The organism is Thermococcus sp. (assembly GCF_027023865.1).
GTDB lineage: Archaea > Methanobacteriota_B > Thermococci > Thermococcales > Thermococcaceae > Thermococcus.
In genome coordinates this window covers 46,365-63,750 of record NZ_JALVUC010000008.1, presented here as the reverse complement: position 1 = coordinate 63,750, position 17,386 = coordinate 46,365, and the positions used below count along the sequence as shown (strand labels likewise).

Here is a 17,386-nt window from a genome sequence, read left to right as displayed (position 1 = left end):
GGCCTTTAGTCTTTTTGTGGCTTCAGAACCGGTCTGAACTTGTAGGTGTAGAGGATTATCCCATCTTCGTCAAACTCTCTGACCTTTCTGGTAACCATCTCGACCTCCATGTCGAAGTCGATCTCGTCCGGTTCGACGTCGGTCAGCTGGGCCAGGACAACGGGTCCCTCTTCAAGCTGGATGAGGGCGAGCGGATAGGGTTTGTAATACTCCAGCCCGCTCGGCGGGTTCCGCACTATCGTCCAGCTTAGAACCTTCCCCCTTCCGCTGAACTTGTACTTCTCCACGTTCCTGCTGCCGCAGACAGGGCAAACCTCCCTGTAAGGGAAGAAGACGTGACCGTTCTCGCATTTTCCTCCTATGAGGGCGTACTTCTCTTCAAAGTGCCTCCAGTGCCTTGCAACCTGCATCGGCTTCCCCATTTCAAACCCTCCTAAACACGTTAACCGTTATGTTTGAGCCGGTACCACCTATGTTCTGGGTCAGTCCAATCTCGGCGTCTGGTACTTGGTTGGGTGCCATGCCGCGGAGCTGGAGCACGGCTTCAACCGTTTGGTAAACGCCGGTCGCCCCAACCGGATGACCTCTGGACTTCAGCCCGCCCATTGTCTGTATCGGGTAGTCGGCGTCGATGGCTATCTGGCCTTCCTTGGCAAGCATCGCACCCTTACCCCTCTCAGCAACGCCCAGAGCTTCGAGGCTGAGTGCCGCCATGACGGTAAAGGCATCGTGGACCTCGAAGAAGTTGATATCCTTCGCCGTAATCCCCGCCATCCTGTAGGCCCTCTTCGCGGCGACTTCTGCAGCCCTCAGTCTTAGGGGGTTCTCTCTGTTGGCGAGGTTTATGGTGTCTATGGCCCTTCCCATTCCCGCTATCTCAACCCACTTCTCCTTTGGAACGCCAAGTTCTTTCGCCTTCTCAGGTGTGGTGATTATCACTGCCGCTGAACCATCACAGACAGGGGAAGCGTCGAAGAGCTTGAGAGGATCGGCAATGTAGGGACTCTTTAGAACCGTCTCAACTTTTATCGGCCTCTTGAACATCGCGTAGGGGTTTTTGGCACCGTTGGCATGGGCGTTAACGGCAAATAGGGCCAAATCCTCCTCGGTGTAGTCGTATTTTTTCATGTAAAGGCGCATGATGAGCGCGTTTAAAGCGACGAAGCTGGCCCCATGGAAAAGCTCCCAGTCGGCATCTGCCGCGTAGGCCAGATAGCGCGTAGCGTCGCTCGGCCATGCATCCGTCATCTTCTCAACGCCAACGACAGCTACAACATCTTCAAGGCCGCTGAGAATGGCTTTGGCCCCTTCCTGGACCGCGGCACCACCACTGGCACAGGCGGCCTCAACCTTGACTGCAGGTATGTTTCCAAGGCCGGCCCAGTCCGCTATGAGTGCGCCAAGGTTTTCCTGCTCGATAAAGGAGCCAGAGGCCATGTTTCCGACGTATAGGGAATCTACTTTGTCAATTCCAGCGTCGTCCATCGCGTTTAGTAAAGCTTCAACTGCCATGTCCCTGAGTGAGAGCCTCCAGTGCTCACCAACCGGAACCATCCCGGCACCGATTATGACCGCCTTCTTCATCTCAACCACCTCATACTATGTACTTCTTCCTCGCCTTCGCGTAGAGGGCGTAGTCGATGTATTTCTTCCGGTTCACGTAGTCCATCGTCTTTGGCGCAAGATCGCGCTTCTCCTCGATGGCATCCTGGACGACGAGGCTGAAGGCGTCGCTTCCGGCACCGCTTCCAAAGCTCACCCAGAGAATCCTGTCGTCCGGCTTTGCTATGTCAAGAACGGCTGAAACTCCCACGAGGGTCGCGCCGCTGTAGGTGTTGCCGATTATCCCGCTGAGAAGTCCCGGAAGGACCTTCTCCTTCGGGATACCAAGGATTTTGGCGGCTGTGAGCGGGAACTTAACGTTGGGCTGGTGGAAGACCGCGTAGTCGAAGTCGTCCGGCGTGTAGCCCATCTCCTCCATGAGGGTCTTGGCGGCGTTTATTATCTGATGGAAGTAGGCCGGTTCGCCAGTGAAGCGGTTTCCGTGCCTCGGGTAGTGCTCATGCTGGCGCCTCCAGAAGTCAGGCGTGTCCGTAACGTAGGAGTAGCTCGCCTCGAAGTAGGCGAGGGTTTCAGAGCTCTTCGGAGAGAGGATGTAGGCCGCTCCTCCAGCTGAAGCCGTGAACTCCAAGTGGTCGCCCGGCCTCCCCTGGGATGTGTCGGCACCGATGGCCATCGCGTAGTCTGCCATTTCGGAGCCAACGAAGCCCATAGCAGCTTGGATCGCCTCGGTTCCAGCCTTGCAGGCGAACTCGAAGTCGGCCGCATTGAGGTCCGGAGTCGCTCCTACTGCGGCTGCTATTACCGTTCCGCTTGGCTTGACCGCGTAGGGCTTGCTCTCCGTGCCGAGCCATATCGCGCGGATAAGCTGGGGGTCAATTTTGGCCCGTCTAAGTGCGTTTCTCGCCGCCTCGATTCCTATGGTTATGGTATCCTCATCGAGGCCTGGGACGGACTTCTCCTCTATCGGGAAGCTGCTTATCCCCCAGACCCTTCCTATCTCCTCCGCTTTGATTCTATACATCGGCACGTAGGCGCCGTAGCCGATAATACCAACATCCCTCTTTGACTTCAGGAGTTTTCCCATGGTGCACCACCCGTAAAAGCTGAGAGTAACTTCGCCTAGGGTTGAAGGGGGAGTTATAAAAGTCTTTCGGTAAAAGTGCAAGATAATTTCGACGATTGCCTATCATCCGTAGTGTACCGAAAGGCGTATAAATTCTTTATTAAAATAGTAAAATATTGGTGGTGGTAGCTATGCGAAAAGTTTACGCTTTACTAGTCGTCTTTTCTGTTCTCACGGGTCTTGTATTAATTCCCGGTGTAAGTGCCGCGGGAAGCGCCTCTTACTGGATTGGAACCTACGGGGGAACTCTTTTGATTTCGCCATCGCCCATTCTGTCCCTTCCGGGCGGAAGTTCTGTCTTCGTTTCCTACGTCAAGGAAGACATGATGGTGGAGTACAGCGTTTTGAGGGAGGTCGCTCCCAATGGGAGTGTGGAATGGGCGGTTGAGTACGGAAAAGGAGTTATCATAAACGCACTGGCCGAGACACCCGACGGAAAGATAGTCGCGGCGGGCACGTATTTCTCGGGAGGCTCATTACTGCCTGACGGCTTTCTCATGGAGATAGATAAGGGCGGAAAGGTTCTCTGGGCGAAGCGCTACGGTGGAAACGGCACGGATTTCCTCTCGGTAGTTACAGTCCTGAAGAATGGGGAAATCCTAGCCGCTGGAATGACGACGAGCTTCGGAGACGCTAAGGGTAGTGTGTGGCTTCTCAAGACTGACGGGCACGGGAACGTCCTCTGGGAAAGGACCTACGGCACGAGGTGGAATGATGAACCGTCGAGCATTCTGGTTGAACCCAATGGAAATGTTTTGATAGCCGGAACCTCAATCCACGGTAGCATTACCTACGGCCTGATCCTGTCGGTTGACGGCAATGGAAACCTGAGGTGGGCAAGGGAGTACCGGAATGGCATGGGATTAGTAATCCGTAGCCTTTCTTACTCCAATGGGAGCCTCTACGCGTCAGGGTATATCTATCTGGGCAACGGCACCATCGGCGCCCTCATAATGAAGCTCGACGGAAAAGGGAACGTTCTCTGGAGCAGGTCCTATTACAGAAGGGGCTTCTTCATGCTTGGAGGGAATATGGTAATGGGACCCAAGGGTTCATGGCTCTCGGGGGCTTTGGTGAGGGTACTGTCCAACGAGACAACATACTACGGCATTCTCCTCCACGTCTCCAACGGCACCCTCACGGACGTTAGAACTTACGGCCCTGGGATGGCCCTTAGAACCCTGACGATTGCCCCCGACGGCAGTCTTCTGCTCTCGGGCGTTACGAAGAACAACACCCCGCTCATGGCGAGGCTCCCTGCCAACGGCAGTCTCCCCAACTGCAAGTATCTCACCAGCGTCAAGGTTGAGAAAACCTCTCCGGAGGTTAATGTTTCCCAGGTGGAGCTGAGCACCGGCCAGCCCAAGTCCACCGTGAGGACAATCGCCGTCACCACAGGGAAAACCGCTGGCAACGCATCCCTTCTCTGCACATACATGCCTCCGGAGAAAGGAAAGGGGATATGCGGGCCGGGATTCATTGTTCTCCTGGTTCTATTAGCTGTGGTCCCCCTGAGGAAGCGCTGAATCTCTTCTTCCTTTGTTATTCAAGGTTTCCTGACCACGAAGAGCGCGTGGTCCTTCTCGTACGGCTCCAACGAAAGTCTCTCGACGACCTCGAAGTACGTTGAAAGCTCCTTCTCGACCTCTGTGAAGACCCGCTCCGGCTCCTTGGTGACGTCAATACTTCTGCTCTTGACGGAGAGCATGCCGTAACCACCGCTCTTGAGGAAGGCCTTGGCGTTGTCTATCAGGATCTTCGCCTGCGTTGGCTGGGCCACGTCCTCGAAGATGACGTCGACCTTGGGAACGAGCGCGCGGTAGCCTTCCGGTTTGGTCGCGTCGCCCAGTATTGGCACAAGGTTCCTCCTCTCATCAACGAGGGGAACGAGCTCCCTCAGAACGCGTGGCGAGAACTCGACGCCGAAGACCCTGCCGTCCCCGCCCACTATGTCGCTGACGTGGGAAGCCGTTGTTCCGCTCGCGACGCCGAGGTAGAGCACGGTCGAACCAGGCTTTATCGGGAAGTGCTTTAGTCCGTTAAGAATTGCTGCACCCAACTTTGACCGACTTGGATTCCATATTCTGTACTCTTCGCCCTCCGCCTTGACCAGTCTCTCGCCGTAGACCCTCTGGCCGGGGACGAGGTTCTTGGTGGCTATCTTCTCGCCCCCCTCCTCATCGATGAATACGTAAACGCCCGGGAACCTGCCCTTCTTAACCCTCATCTCAATCACCTCTTGCCGCCTTTAGGCTTCTTCTTTTTCTTCTCACCTTTGTTTCTCTTGTCTTTCCCACCTTTCTCGCTCTTTTTACCCTTGAACTTCTCCTTCTTCTCGAACTTTCTGCCTTTCTCGTACTTTCCACCCTTGCCCTTCTTGCCCTTGAACTTCTCCTTCTTTTTCTTCTCGGGTTTGGCCTTCCTCTTCGGCGGGTTCGGGTATTTTCCCTTGATCTCCTCTATCCTCATCTCAAGCTCCTGCTTAAGCTCCTCGCCGATGTATTCACCGGAGAAGTAGTCAACGCGCGCCGCTATGGCCAGCTTTCCAGCCAAAGCCCTTGCGATCTTGCCCCTCTGCCACCATGGAGAGCGGTTGATTGCGGGGTACTGGAAGATGACGCCGTGCTTCGGCGGCTTGGCACCGCTCCTCAGATGTCTGAAGAGGGCCTTTTCTGCTCCGAGAACCTGAATTGTCGACGCTGGCATCATAGCCAGCTCTTTCAGCCCGCCGGCAAGGCTGAGGAGTCTCGCTCCGAGCTTAGCGCCAACGAGGGCCTTAAGGTTCGGTGCAACCTCATCCATCGCTGTCTCAAGGTAGTTCTCTATCTCGCCCCTAAGCCGGTAGAGGTCGTTTATCTCGCCAGCGAGCTTTTTGATTACCCCCTCGTCGAACCTGCCGAGTGGGGCACCCATAGACTTCTCGGCCGCTTTGAGTATCTTTTCAGCTTTGCTATCTGGGAAGCCGAGCTTCTTGAGCTTGTCCTCATTGGGATTCTCCTTCGCGCCAACCATGCTTACGAAGGCCACGTACTGCTCGTGCTTGGGGAGAATCTCATCCAGTTCAGGGAAGTGGAGGCCGTACCACTCCCTCAGGCGGGAGACGAGGAGATTCGTGACCTTGTCTATATCATCGAGTGCTTCAATCGCCTGGATTATCATCTTGTCGCGCGCGCCGCTCTGCTCCTGTATGCGTGCTCTGGTGAGTGCAACGCCCGCATTGAAGTACTCCTCGAACCAGTTCTCCCCAAGGAACTCCTCTGGGCTTGAGCGCAGCTCTTCACCCGCTACGTTGGGGAACTCCGCCGTCGCGCTGTACCCCATCTCCTTGAGCTTCCTTGCGAGTTCCGTGTCCTCAACGACGAACTCGGTGTATTCTCCACCGTTCAGCTCCCCTAGAAGCCCCACCAGCTCTTCAACAGGCGCGCCCTTCAGGAGTCTGTCGAGGGCCCTAGCTGGCTCGTCCTGGAATTCCCGATTAGCGATGAGAGTGCCGTCCTCGCCGAAGGCGTAAACGCCCCGGACGTTCTCAGCGATGTAAGCTTTCATACTATCACCCTCCAAATTTTTGCATCAGGAGTATAAAAGGGTTCGGAGTTTTAAAGCCTATCCCGGAAACTGAAAAAGGGAAAAGTTCAGTCCTCCCATGGCTCGCGGTACTTGAGTGCCCAGCCAAACTCTTCCTTCAGGATATCGATGGCGGCACTCGGTGGGATTATCCCGCGCTCGGTTATGATGACGTCAACGTACTCCGGCGGTGTTACGTCGAATGCCGGGTTCCAGACTTTGATGTTCTCCGGCCACGTCTCAAGCTCCTCCTTTGGAATGACTTCGGTTGGATCTCGCATCTCTATCTCGACGAGCTGGCCGAGCATTGTATCCGGGTGAAACTTGTATGTCTCCGCTGCAATCATCGTCCAAACCCTGTGTTCCTTTGCGGTGAGGGCTATCAAAGCCGTTCCAATCTTGTTTATCACGGCCCCATTGACGGTGATGCTGTCGGCACCCATGACGACCTTGTCGGTCATCTTCATGTAGTGTCTGGCAGCGGAGTCAACGACGTAGATGACGGGGATGCCGTGGTCGGCAAGCTCCTTAGCCGTAATCTTCCCCTGCCACCTGGGCCTTGTTTCCGTTACGATGACCTTTATGTCCTTGCCTATGTCCCAGGCCTTTTTCATGACGCTGGTGGCTGCTTTGCTATGGCAGTGGGTCATTATGATGTCCCCGTTCTCTATCCTCTTCGCCCCGAAGTCGCCGATTCTCTCGACGGCTTTCTCCGAGTTGTGGATGAACTCCTTGGCGGCGGTTATGATGACGTAGCGGAGCTGTTCGAGGTCGGCACCGCTTGAGTAAGCCACCTTTCCACGGTGCATGACGTAGCGGAGCGCATTAGGCAGAGAAACGGCGGTTGGCCTCGTCTCGAAGAGTATCTTTGCAGCTTTCTTCATCTCCTCCCAGAACTCTTCAGCGCTTTTCGCGGTGCTCTTCTCGGCCTGGAGCTGGAGGGCGTAAGCCACATAACGGGCTATCTTTCCGGCACCGCGTATCCTCATGTCCTTAATCTCCTGTGCTATTCCGAGCACTTCCCTTACCACTGGCATGTCCACCACCTCTCTTGGGTAAACTGGGATTACGAGGAGAGGGTTTATAGGGCTTTTTGTGTTCACTGATGGATGTTTTGGTTCTTTTCTGTTAAGAAAGGGACGTTGAAAGTGGCTTTTACAATTGTAAACCTATCTAACGACCATTGTGGAAAGGTTTATAACCGATTGCCGCTAACACTTCATGTATAGAGTTGGTTACGTGTCCAAAGGTGTTCATTCATGGGGGGAACCACGATGGAGGAAAGGCTCATGCGCAAGCTTGGCTCAGGCTCACTGGAGTTTGAGAGGTACTTTTCCAAAAAGGCCCTTGGAATGAAAGCCTCGGAAATTAGGGAACTGCTTAAGCTCGTTGAAAGCTCGAACGTCATATCACTTGCCGGCGGCCTTCCCGCGTCGGAGACCTTCCCGGTAGAGCAGATCAAGGAGATAACAAAGGAAGTCCTCGAGGAACACGCCGACAAGGCCCTTCAGTACGGAACAACGAAGGGCTTTACGCCGCTCCGCCTCGCCCTTGCTAGGTGGATGGAGAAGCGCTATGGCATTCCCACCAGCAAGGTCGAGATAATGATGGTTGCCGGAAGCCAGCAGGCTCTTGACCTCGCCGGCAGGGTCTTCATCAACAGGGGGGACATCGTCGTCGTTGAGGGGCCGACTTACCTTGCTGCCCTTCAGGCTTTCAAGTACTACGACCCCGAGTTCCTCAGCATCCCAATGGACCACAAAGGAATGCGCATCGACCTCCTAGAGGAGAAACTGAAGAAACTCAAGGCTCAGGGGAAGAAGGTGAAGTTCGTTTACACTGTCTCGACCTTCCAGAATCCGATGGGAGTAACCATGAGCGTTGACAGGAGAAAACGCCTCGTTGAACTCGCCGACGAGTACGACTTCCTTATCATCGAGGACAGCCCCTACACGGAGCTCCGCTATTCCGGTGAACCGGTTCCGCCCGTTAAACACTTTGATGACACTGGTAGGGTCATCTACCTCGGAACCTTCTCGAAGATACTCGCCCCCGGCTTCCGCCTCGGCTGGATAGCGGCCCAGCCCCAGTTCATAAGGAAGATGGAGATAGCAAAGCAGAGCATAGACCTCTGCGCCAACACCCTTGCCCAGCTTATAGCCTGGAAATACGTTGAGGACGGCTACTTAGACGAGCACATACCGGAGATAGTCGAGTTTTACAAGCCGAGACGTGATGCCATGTTAAAGGCCCTTGAGGATTTTATGCCTGAGGGTGTGGGGTGGACCAAACCGGACGGCGGAATGTTCATCTGGGTCACCCTTCCTGAGGGCATAGATACTAAGATGATGCTCGAGAAAGCCGTTGCCAAGGGCGTTGCCTACGTTCCTGGAGAGGCGTTCTTCGCCCACCGCGACGTCAAGAACACCATGAGGCTTAACTTCACTTACGTCCCAGAGGAGAAGATACGTGAGGGTGTTAAGAGGCTCGCTGAAGTCATTGAGGCTGAAATGAAGTCTCTCGGGGACTGAGTTTTTGCTCTCCAAAATCTTTTTACGTTTCTTCTCCAAGCACTTTTGGTGGTGTGTTGATGAGACCCCTAATCGGTATAATCGGTCAGGTTGATTATCTTAATAATAGGATATTCCTCGACAGGACCCATGTAGAGCGCGTTGCGTCTGCTGGAGGCATACCGGCAGTTTTTACAGTTGATGACTCCCCCGAGGACGTCATTGAGCACGTTGACGGGCTTCTCCTTATAGAAGGTCCCGACATTCACCCTTCCTTTTACGGAGAGGATCCTTCAAGCGCCATCAAGTCTGTGGATGTAAGACGTGACGAGTTCGAGATGGCCCTTGCGAGGGGTGCCGTTGAGAGGGGCATCCCACTTCTCGGCGTGGCGAGGGGGATGCATGTGATAAACGTCGCCCTCGGTGGAACCCTCTACCAGGACATCAATGAGATCCCCAAGGCGATAAAGCACGACTGGGAGCTTGAGCTCATTGGGCCGGCCCAGAGGGTTCACGGGGTAAGGATTAAGATGGATTCAAAGCTCTACGAGGTTCTCAAGGAGGGCCTCGATATAAACGGCACGAACGAAGTTCACATCCGCGTTAACAGCTTCCACCACCAGGCGATTAAGAAGGTTGGAGACAGATTGCGACCCAGCGCGTACTCTGTTGATGGCTTTATAGAAGCCATTGAATGGGCGGAAGGCTTCGTAATCGGTGTTCAGTGGCAGCCAGAGTACCTCCCCGAGATGTGGCGGCTCTATGAGGTCCTTGTGAAGGCCGCGGCAGAGTACCACATGGAAAAGGAGGAGTTTCTGCGCATCGAGGTGGAGGCCCAGGTTCGCGAGGCTCTTGAGAAAAGGGAAAGTTCAGAGCAACTCCCTACGAAGGAACCAGGTGAGAACCGTCACACATTGGAAACGAGCGATAACCCTCACGACACGAGCCGAATGTGATTCCATTCCTTAGTACCTTCTCCTCTGCCTCCCTAAGGATCTTGAACCTGAGCTCCCGCGGGAGGTAGTAGTAGCCGCTTATTCTCTCTCCCTTCTCGTAGAGCGGCCACAGCCTCTCCATTAGCTCGGGAAACTTGGCGGACATCCTCTTCTTTGAATCTGGCTTAAGCTTTAGCGTGGAGACCGTTATGTGGCTCACGAAGCTCAGCGCTTTGAGCGTTTTATCAAAATCCTCCCAGGTGTAAAGCGGGATTATTGGGTCTATGCGAGCATAAACTGGAATTTCTTTTTCCTTCGCCTTCCTCAGCGCCCGGATTCTTGCCCCCGGTGACGGTGCATTTGGTTCGAGAAGCTTTGCCTTCCTTTCATTGACGGTTGTTACCGTTATACCGACGGCGCACTTTAGCTCGCTCAGGACATCTAGGTCCCTCTTGAAGATATCTGACTTCGTGAGGAGCATGCACCTGACGCCGTACCTCCTGAATAGCTCCAGCACTTTCCTCGTTATCCCAAGCTCCCTCTCGATCGTTGGGTACGGATCGGAGGAATAGGAGAGGGCTATGATATAGCGTTTGTCAAACCTTCTCAACTCCCTCTCAAGCTTGGGGAGAAAGCCTTCCTTAGTCCTCACGCGGAAGGCGTTCGGAATGTAGCTCGTTATATAGCAGTAGACGCACGCGTGGTCGCAACCCGTGTAGACGTTCAGAGTGTACTTGAAGGGGCAGGTGCAGAGCTTCGACTTCCAAGGGTCGAAGGGTCGTATGTACATCTTCCCAACCGTCCTCCCTTTGGAAAACCCATTTAAATCGTTTCCCCGATTTCCACCGGTGGTTGCCTTGAGCGAAGAGATCAAGGGAAAGGTCGAGTGGTTTAAGGATTACCAGTTCATCGGACGGGTTGAAAGCGACAGCTGCTCCGTTATCCTCGGTGAGGGAGGCATAAGCCCCATGAAGCTCCTCCTTCTGAGCGTTGCCGGGTGCACCGCCTACGATGTGGTGATGATACTCAAGAAGATGCGCGAGCCGGTCGATGGCCTTGAAGTCAAGATAAGCGGCGAGAGGCGCGAGGAGCACCCGAAAATTTACAGCAGGGTTCACCTCCACTACGTCATCAGGGGCAATGTTAGAGAGGAGAAAGCGAAGAGGGCGATAGAGCTGAGCCAGGACAAGTACTGCTCGGCCAGCGCGCACATAAAGCTCAGCGGGGCCGAGCTTACCTACTCCTACGAGATAATTCCCGGGGAGTAGGTTTTTAACCCCCTTTTCCTTCCCCCTCTGGTGGTCCCGTGATCGAGTACCTCAAGTACTTCGTTCTCCTCTACGGCGGTCTGTTTGCTATAACGAACCCGATTGGAGCTGTCCCCGTGTTCCTCGGCGTTACCCACGACCTCTCTAGGAATGAGCGGTGGGAGATAGCCACCAAAACGGCCCTCTCAGTCATTATAACACTGGTAGTCTTCGCGCTCATTGGCGAGTGGATATTCCGTTTCTTCGGCTTCAGCGTTGATGCGTTCGCGATAGCCGGCGGCATACTGCTCTTCAAGATGGCAATGGATATGCTCTCCGGAAAGCTCTCAACGGTCAAGATAAGTAGGGAGGAAACCGAGGAGTTCAGCGACGAGGTTGTCACGCTCGAGGAGGTCGCGATAATCCCCCTCGCCATTCCGCTTATATCTGGACCCGGGGCTATAACGACGGTTATCCTCTACATGACGAAGAGCACGGGCTTTGCGGATAAGCTCACTGTCTTGGCGAGTATCCTGGCCATCGGGGCAACCGTTTGGCTGGTTCTGCATTCATCCAACAGGATACAGGACGCCCTCGGCCGCGTTGGGATCAAGGTCATGACGAGGATGATGGGTCTCATCCTGACGGCCATGGCGATACAGATGATGATCAATGGTATTCGGGGTGCGTTTGGGCTTTAGATCCATTAAAGTTCTCTTTTTTGAATTTTGTCCTGGCTTCGCTCTCATCCCTTTAATTCCACCGTTGGGGGAGTTCTGGAACTCTTTAATAACCTTTTGTTATTATCAAACGAAACGTCGTGATTTTAGTTTGTTTTATAACAAAATTTTTTCGAGAGGTAGGACAGGCTATGGGAAGCCCCTAGAAATACTATCTCCTCATTTAGAGACGTTTTTTCTAGCGTTTAGATCTGTTAAATCCTGTTTTTATTTTTTGAAACTCCCTTATCCCCCGGGAGGTATTATGGACATTGGTGTTCACTAACGAAAAGACGGCTAGGATGATGTTTATTCCACGGAATAGGCCTGCTAGTGCCGGTTAAAAACGCCCTCAGCGACCTTTTTGAAGACCCCTTCAACGAAAGGCTTATATGATTTGAAGGTTTTTGTTGTTCTATAGGATGAATTAAGGAAAAAGCTGCCCTGTTGCAATAAGACTCTAGGAGAATTGAAAGCTTGGAAGGTCGTCAAGTACAAGTACCTTTATACCGGTTGCAATAAGACTCTAGGAGAATTGAAAGCTTTCTTAGTTCCGAGCCTTTCGTGGGGCGAAATTGGTTGCAATAAGACTCTAGGAGAATTGAAAGACGCCCGCAGGTGGTACACAAAGGCAAACATCGCCAGTTGCAATAAGACTCTAGGAGAATTGAAAGTACATCGAATTCTTCCTTGTCAAGGTACTTTTTCCTGTTGCAATAAGACTCTAGGAGAATTGAAAGTGGAGAACAACATCCCATCCTCCAACAGGCCCACAAAGTTGCAATAAGACTCTAGGAGAATTGAAAGGTGGAAGATGGTAGGAAAGGGGGCGATGTGACGATGGTTGCAATAAGACTCTAGGAGAATTGAAAGCTTCCGGGTCGAGGGGCAGGATGTCCCTATGCGTCTGTTGCAATAAGACTCTAGGAGAATTGAAAGCTCCCCCTTCTCAAGCGCGTTTCGCAGTACATCCGCGTTGCAATAAGACTCTAGGAGAATTGAAAGCACGTGGACTTCTCAGACGCTCACACTCTGGGGGCGAGTTGCAATACGACTCTAGGAGACGTATAATTCCTGATGGAATGGATTCAAGGGGTGTGGAGGATAAAACCTCCCCCCAGAAAAACCCTTAAAGGCTCCTTCCCAATCCTTCTCTGGTGTTCAAAATGCGCGGCGATCTTATACGGGTTCTCAGTTCGGTTGAGGAGAAGGCGAACGAGCTCAAGCTGGACGGTTTTGAGGCGGACCTTGTTCTCATGGGAAAAGAGGCCTACGATTTCCTCAAGGAGCAGGTGCGCGAGGAGTTCGGTGGGGATGAAGACGTTCTCGAGCTTTCCGGTCTCAGGGTGAAACTCCTTGAGGAACTCGGGGGAGACGCAGTGGTTGTGGACAGCAAGGCTCTTGGCTTCGGTTCCGGTGGGGCGAAGAGGTTTAGGGTCGTCCTATAACTCCCCAGACCTTCCCATTTCTGATTTCAATTCTTAACCCCCGGAGAACGAGCAGGCTTAAGGAGATTGCCATTATGTCCGCCAAACTGCCTGGGTTCCTCAGGTCACCTTTATCGCGCAGGAATGAGTCGAACTCTTCAACCGATAGCCTTCCCTCAAGAACCTCTCTGGCTTTCTCCCTGACGAGCCCTGCCTCCTCCTTTCCCGCTTTCCTTGCTATTAGCGTGTCCTCTTTCTCTGCCACAAGCTCGATGAAAGCTCTCACCACCGCGTCCTCAAATGGGACCTCTTTTATCAGCTCGTAGAGCCTGCTAAAGGTCTTGTAGCTCAACTCGTATCCATTCAGCCACTCGCAGAAGATAAGCTCCCTGTCACAGCTCATCTCGGCCAAACGAGTGAGGTTTATCCCGGCCTGGAAAAGCTCTCTGAAGGAGTTGTCGCTGTAAACGTCGTACTTCACCCCACTTGGAATGCCCTTGGGGTTCACAGTCCTTATCGCGCGGTAGAACTCCATCGTGTCCCTCACGGTTGATTCCTCAAGCAGGAGTCGCGCCTTCTCCCTGGCGTCGAGCATGTTCCTGCCCAGAACCATCCCCATGCTGAGCGGGATCGAGAGGGTTATAATTCCAAAGTTCGGGTTTGCGTCCTGGGCCTCGTGCGACGCCTGAGTGGCGCGCTTTATCAGTTCGCCTATTCCTGCCTCGTTGAACCCTAAGACCCCTTTTCTGAGGAGTTCGGCCGTTTTGATAGCCTCGTAGTAGACGCCGAAGACGGCAGTATACGCAAAAAGGAAGTTGTAGAACGTTAGGTCGTTGAAATCGCGATAGCGGTTGACGTTCCCGGGCTTTGGAACCGCCGCCTCTAAGAGCGGGCCTAGGATGAAGGCCCTCAGCAGTTTGAACCTCTTCATTTACACCACCTTGACAGCGTTACCCTTCCCCACTAGAAACACCGCCAGTCCACCGAGAACTCCTGTAAAATTTTACCCCATTTGGGCCTCACCAGCTTCTTCGCCATTTTTCTCACCTGCATAGGGAAAAGAGAACGGGCTTAAAAATCATTACCCGATCCTGACGTTGCCCATGACATCCGAGACCCTCACCAGGACAGGCGTCCCACTGCCGGAGTGCGTGTTTTCAAGTTTGCCCATAATGTCATTTACGGTGAGCTGGATTGAAAGGTTCTCGGGAACGAATATTTCCACGTCTCCCACAACGTCGCTTATATTCACGTCCCTGCGCGCGTGAAGCGGGATATCACCCATGATGTTGTCGATTACGTATTCAGCCGGGGTAACGGCCGATATGTCGCCCACCACGTCCATCAGGATTGTCCTGGTGGTGTTTACATTAACATTGATGTTGCCGACGATCTCACGGACCTGCATCTCGGAGAGCCTTTTTCCAACCTCGATGACTACCTTTCCTCCCTTGTACTCGTTGCGGGCGTTGCGCTCGCTGGACCCGAGGAGGCCCTTCTCCCGCTCTCTCGGACAGTACACCGTCAGGAGGCCCCTGGAGTAGTAGGCTTTTATCGGGAGGTTGCTCTTCAGAACCACCCCACTCACATTCACTCGGACGATCCGGACGTCCCCAACGATTTCCCTGAGGATAATCCCACTGGCATCAAAGGTGCCCAGCTCCTTCAGCGGCCCGGCTTCTATCTTGTGTGTTTGATGATCGTGCACTATCACCACAGCCGCTACAGCACCTGTAATAATAATCGCTATGAGAATAACCGCTAGGACCGTTCCAACTATGACTGGTAGAACCCCACCATGCCTGAGCATGTTTTCATCATTCCAATATAATTGTCTTACCGTATAAAGTTTACGCCCATGGAGAGTTATAACGACGTTGGTGGACTGTCCCGCATGGACACAATAATTAAACAGAAAAGGGTAAGAGGAAGCAGAGACTCACCCTAGGAGCTTCACGAACTCGCGCATCCAGGCGTAGAGGTCGCCGGGGTGCCTCGAGCTGACCCAGTTGCCATCCACGACAACCTCGGCATCAATCCACTCCGCTCCGGCGTTTTTCACGTCGTCGCGGATTGTTATCGTGCTCGTCCCTCGCCTGCCCTTCAGGACGCCGGCTGAGATAAGTATCTGCGGCCCGTGGCATATGCTCGCGACCGGCTTCCCGTCCTCAAACATCTTCCCTGCGATTGAAACCGCCTTCTCACTGAGCCTCACCCTTTCAGGGGCCTTCCCTCCAGGCAGAACCAGCGCGTCGAACTCGTCAGCATCGACCTCATCAAAGGTTAGCTGGACCTCTGCGGAATAGCCGTGCTTGCCCGTTATCTTCCCCCTCTGGAAGCTTGCCACGTAAACTTCGTGGCCTTCCTCCTTGAGTCTGTGGAGGGGATATATGAGCTCCAGATCCTCAAACTCGTCTGCACTCAGAGACAGCACCTTCATGAAAACACCCTCCGTATTAATGTTTAGGAAAAATGGAAAGGGTCGTTTATAACCCTTTCTGGGTAGAAATGGTCAGAGAGGGAGCTCGGTTGTCTCCTTGTGGACCTTGAGAACCACCATTGTGTGTGTCGCAACGACTCCATCAACGTTTCCTATCCTGTCGAGGAACTCGTTAAGCTCGTCGCTCCCGTTCGTCCTTATCTTCACGAGCATGTCGTAGTCGCCGGTGGTCTCGTATATCTCAACTATTTGGGGATATCTAGAAAGTTCGTCTGCTACGCTGGTGTACATCCCGGCCTTGGACTTTATGAGTATAAATGCCATTATGTTGAATCCGAGGGACTCGGGGTCGAGCATTACGGTGAACTTCTGAATGATTCCGCGCTCCTTCAGCTTCTTTATCCTCTCGTAAACCGTCGATTCCGCTAAACCAACCTCCTTTGATATCTCCCTTAGGGGTGTTCTACTGTTCTTCTGGAGTATGGTAAGTATCTTCTTATCTACCTCGTCCAAACCCGTTCGCATGAGCACCACCGCTGGTAAAAAATTTTCGAGGACATATATAAATCTGCCGATTTTGAGGAACCATACTTTTATAAAACGCCGCCCTCCTTAAATCAGGAATGTCCAAGTGCTTCTGGGGGGTCAGCAATGCCAACGAACGTAACAGCGGAGTACCTTGCGGCAGAGGAGGAGTACCACAGGGCCAAGACTATTCCCGAGAAGATACGCGCCCTCGAGAAGATGTATGCCACCGTCCCAAAGCACAAAGGAACCGAAAAGCTCAGACTTCAAATAAAGAGGAAGCTCTCCGAACTCAGGAGGGAGCTTGAGAAGCAGAGGCAGATGAAGAAGGGGGGCGGTGGTCCCTCAATAGCCGTTAGAAAGGAAGGCGCCGCCCAGATAGCCCTCGTCGGACTTCCAAACGTTGGTAAAAGCTCCCTCCTCAGGACACTCACAAATGTGGAGACGGACGTGGCCGACTACGCCTTCACCACAGTTCAGCCCGTTCCAGGCATGATGCACCATAGGGACGTCCAGATTCAGCTGGTGGAGGTCCCGGGCCTCGTTGAGGGTGCTGCCCTTGGAAAGGGCATGGGGCCACAGCTTTTGAGCGTCGTTAGGAATGCGGACGCGGTGGCCATCGTTGTGGACCTCTCTGGGGACCCGGTGAAGCAGATGAAGGCACTCCTGCGCGAGTTTGAGAGGGCCGGAATAAAGGTCAACAAGCGCCGTCCAAGGGTTGAAATTAAGAGAACCGCCATGGGCGGCATAGTGATCAACGGCGTCGAGAACATAAAGGGTGACGTGAGCGAGGTTGTGAAGATACTCCGGGATGAGAGGATTCACTCTGCCGAAGTTACTGTCAAGGAGCCTGTAACACTTGAGGAAATAGCCGATGCCCTGGATGAAAGTCTCGTCTGGAAGAGGGCGATAATCATTGCCAACAAGGGCGACGCCCCCGGCAGTAAAGAGAACTACGAGAGGTTGCTTGAGACATACGGCGACCGCTTCAAGGTACTTCCCGTCTCGGCGAAGCGGAAGATACAGCTGGAGAAGCTGAAGGATGAGCTCTATGAGTTAGCTGGAATAATCCGCGTCTTCACAAAGAGCCCCGGCGAAGATCCAGCTTATCCCCCCGTGCCGCTCAAGAGGGGCTCAACGGTCATGGATCTGGCGGAGAAAATCCACAAGGACTTCGCCAGGAACTTCCGCTACGCCCGTGTCTGGGGAAAGAGCGTCAAGTTTCCGGGTCAGAGGGTTGGGGCCGATCACGTGCTTGAGGACGGGGACATAGTGGAGATTCACGCGAGGTAGTTCTTAACCGGGACTGTTCTTCTCTTCCCCCTTGTGGTAT

Annotated in this window: 18 protein-coding genes and 1 CRISPR repeat array; of the genes, 7 read left to right on the top strand and 11 right to left on the bottom strand. The window is 53.5% G+C overall.

Features of this window, described 5'->3' with window-relative positions:
* Positions 1-5 precede the first annotated feature (5 nt).
* The 3 genes from MV421_RS01965 to MV421_RS01955 are packed head-to-tail and all read right to left on the bottom strand — an operon-like array spanning position 6 to position 2,647.
* The gene (locus MV421_RS01965) at positions 6-422 is read right to left on the bottom strand and encodes a Zn-ribbon domain-containing OB-fold protein (RefSeq protein WP_297421446.1); all 417 of its coding nucleotides are present in this window, start codon (positions 420-422) and stop codon (positions 6-8) included.
* Position 423: 1 nt separating this feature from the next.
* The gene (locus MV421_RS01960) at positions 424-1,584 is read right to left on the bottom strand and encodes a thiolase domain-containing protein (protein WP_297421449.1); all 1,161 of its coding nucleotides are present in this window, start codon (positions 1,582-1,584) and stop codon (positions 424-426) included.
* Between the two features lie 10 nt (positions 1,585-1,594).
* Positions 1,595-2,647 carry a hydroxymethylglutaryl-CoA synthase gene (locus tag MV421_RS01955; protein WP_297421452.1) on the bottom strand — a complete coding sequence of 351 codons (1,053 nt, stop codon included), beginning with the start codon at positions 2,645-2,647 and terminating at the stop codon, positions 1,595-1,597.
* Between the two features lie 170 nt (positions 2,648-2,817).
* Here MV421_RS01955 and MV421_RS01950 point away from each other — a divergent pair, with 170 nt between their 5' ends.
* Positions 2,818-4,212 (top strand): hypothetical protein, encoded by a 1,395-nt coding sequence (locus MV421_RS01950; protein WP_297503976.1) that lies wholly within the window; start codon positions 2,818-2,820, stop codon positions 4,210-4,212.
* Positions 4,213-4,232: 20 nt separating this feature from the next.
* Here MV421_RS01950 and MV421_RS01945 read toward each other — a convergent pair whose 3' ends face one another.
* The 3 genes from MV421_RS01945 to MV421_RS01935 form a co-directional block, all read right to left on the bottom strand.
* A complete protein-coding gene (locus tag MV421_RS01945; RefSeq protein WP_297421456.1) occupies positions 4,233-4,913 on the bottom strand; it encodes a fibrillarin-like rRNA/tRNA 2'-O-methyltransferase in 681 nt (226 codons plus the stop codon).
* Positions 4,914-4,918: 5 nt separating this feature from the next.
* Positions 4,919-6,232 (bottom strand): C/D box methylation guide ribonucleoprotein complex aNOP56 subunit, encoded by a 1,314-nt coding sequence (locus MV421_RS01940; RefSeq protein WP_297503974.1) that lies wholly within the window; start codon positions 6,230-6,232, stop codon positions 4,919-4,921.
* An 86-nt stretch (positions 6,233-6,318) separates the two neighbouring features.
* Positions 6,319-7,287: a ribose 1,5-bisphosphate isomerase gene (locus MV421_RS01935; RefSeq protein WP_297418854.1), complete on the bottom strand. Its 969-nt coding sequence runs from the start codon at positions 7,285-7,287 to the stop codon at positions 6,319-6,321.
* A 237-nt stretch (positions 7,288-7,524) separates the two neighbouring features.
* On the opposite strand from MV421_RS01935, the gene MV421_RS01930 reads away from it, so the two are divergent.
* Positions 7,525-8,781 carry a PLP-dependent aminotransferase family protein gene (locus MV421_RS01930; RefSeq protein WP_297418857.1) on the top strand — a complete coding sequence of 419 codons (1,257 nt, stop codon included), beginning with the start codon at positions 7,525-7,527 and terminating at the stop codon, positions 8,779-8,781.
* Between the two features lie 59 nt (positions 8,782-8,840).
* Positions 8,841-9,716: a gamma-glutamyl-gamma-aminobutyrate hydrolase family protein gene (locus MV421_RS01925; RefSeq protein WP_297503467.1), complete on the top strand. Its 876-nt coding sequence runs from the start codon at positions 8,841-8,843 to the stop codon at positions 9,714-9,716.
* On the opposite strand, the gene MV421_RS01920 is transcribed toward MV421_RS01925, so the two are convergent.
* On the bottom strand, positions 9,643-10,485 hold the full coding sequence (locus MV421_RS01920) for a radical SAM protein (RefSeq protein ID WP_297418849.1): 843 nt from the start codon (positions 10,483-10,485) through the stop codon (positions 9,643-9,645). The two genes, MV421_RS01925 and MV421_RS01920, sit on opposite strands and share 74 nt — an antisense overlap.
* Before the next feature lie 67 nt (positions 10,486-10,552).
* Between MV421_RS01920 and MV421_RS01915 the strand changes: the two genes are divergently transcribed.
* The 3 genes from MV421_RS01915 (at position 10,553) to MV421_RS01905 (ending at position 13,109) form a co-directional block, all read left to right on the top strand.
* Positions 10,553-10,963 (top strand): OsmC family protein, encoded by a 411-nt coding sequence (locus MV421_RS01915; protein WP_297418860.1) that lies wholly within the window; start codon positions 10,553-10,555, stop codon positions 10,961-10,963.
* Positions 10,964-11,001: 38 nt separating this feature from the next.
* Positions 11,002-11,643, top strand: coding sequence for a neutral amino acid NAAT transporter SnatA (gene snatA / locus MV421_RS01910; protein WP_297418851.1), 642 nt, complete (start codon positions 11,002-11,004; stop codon positions 11,641-11,643).
* 464 nt (positions 11,644-12,107) lie between these two features.
* Positions 12,108-12,733: direct repeats of the CRISPR family, unit length 30 nt; unit sequence GTTGCAATAAGACTCTAGGAGAATTGAAAG.
* 94 nt (positions 12,734-12,827) lie between these two features.
* On the top strand, positions 12,828-13,109 hold the full coding sequence (locus MV421_RS01905) for a family 4A encapsulin nanocompartment shell protein (RefSeq protein ID WP_297421144.1): 282 nt from the start codon (positions 12,828-12,830) through the stop codon (positions 13,107-13,109).
* On the opposite strand, the gene MV421_RS01900 is transcribed toward MV421_RS01905, so the two are convergent.
* The 4 genes from MV421_RS01900 to MV421_RS01885 all read right to left on the bottom strand — a co-directional run bounded on the left by MV421_RS01900 (position 13,093) and on the right by MV421_RS01885 (position 16,053).
* Positions 13,093-14,019, bottom strand: coding sequence for a triphosphoribosyl-dephospho-CoA synthase (locus tag MV421_RS01900; protein WP_297421120.1), 927 nt, complete (start codon positions 14,017-14,019; stop codon positions 13,093-13,095). The two genes, MV421_RS01905 and MV421_RS01900, sit on opposite strands and share 17 nt — an antisense overlap.
* A 150-nt stretch (positions 14,020-14,169) precedes the next feature.
* Positions 14,170-14,898: a hypothetical protein gene (locus tag MV421_RS01895; protein WP_297421118.1), complete on the bottom strand. Its 729-nt coding sequence runs from the start codon at positions 14,896-14,898 to the stop codon at positions 14,170-14,172.
* Between the two features lie 129 nt (positions 14,899-15,027).
* Entirely contained in the window at positions 15,028-15,528 is a 501-nt protein-coding gene (pfpI, locus tag MV421_RS01890) for a deglycase PfpI (protein ID WP_297421117.1), read from the bottom strand.
* Between the two features lie 72 nt (positions 15,529-15,600).
* On the bottom strand, positions 15,601-16,053 hold the full coding sequence (locus tag MV421_RS01885; protein ID WP_297421142.1) for an Lrp/AsnC family transcriptional regulator: 453 nt from the start codon (positions 16,051-16,053) through the stop codon (positions 15,601-15,603).
* Between the two features lie 126 nt (positions 16,054-16,179).
* Here MV421_RS01885 and MV421_RS01880 point away from each other — a divergent pair, with 126 nt between their 5' ends.
* Positions 16,180-17,346 (top strand): GTP-binding protein, encoded by a 1,167-nt coding sequence (locus tag MV421_RS01880; RefSeq protein WP_297421115.1) that lies wholly within the window; start codon positions 16,180-16,182, stop codon positions 17,344-17,346.
* Positions 17,347-17,386 lie beyond the last annotated feature (40 nt).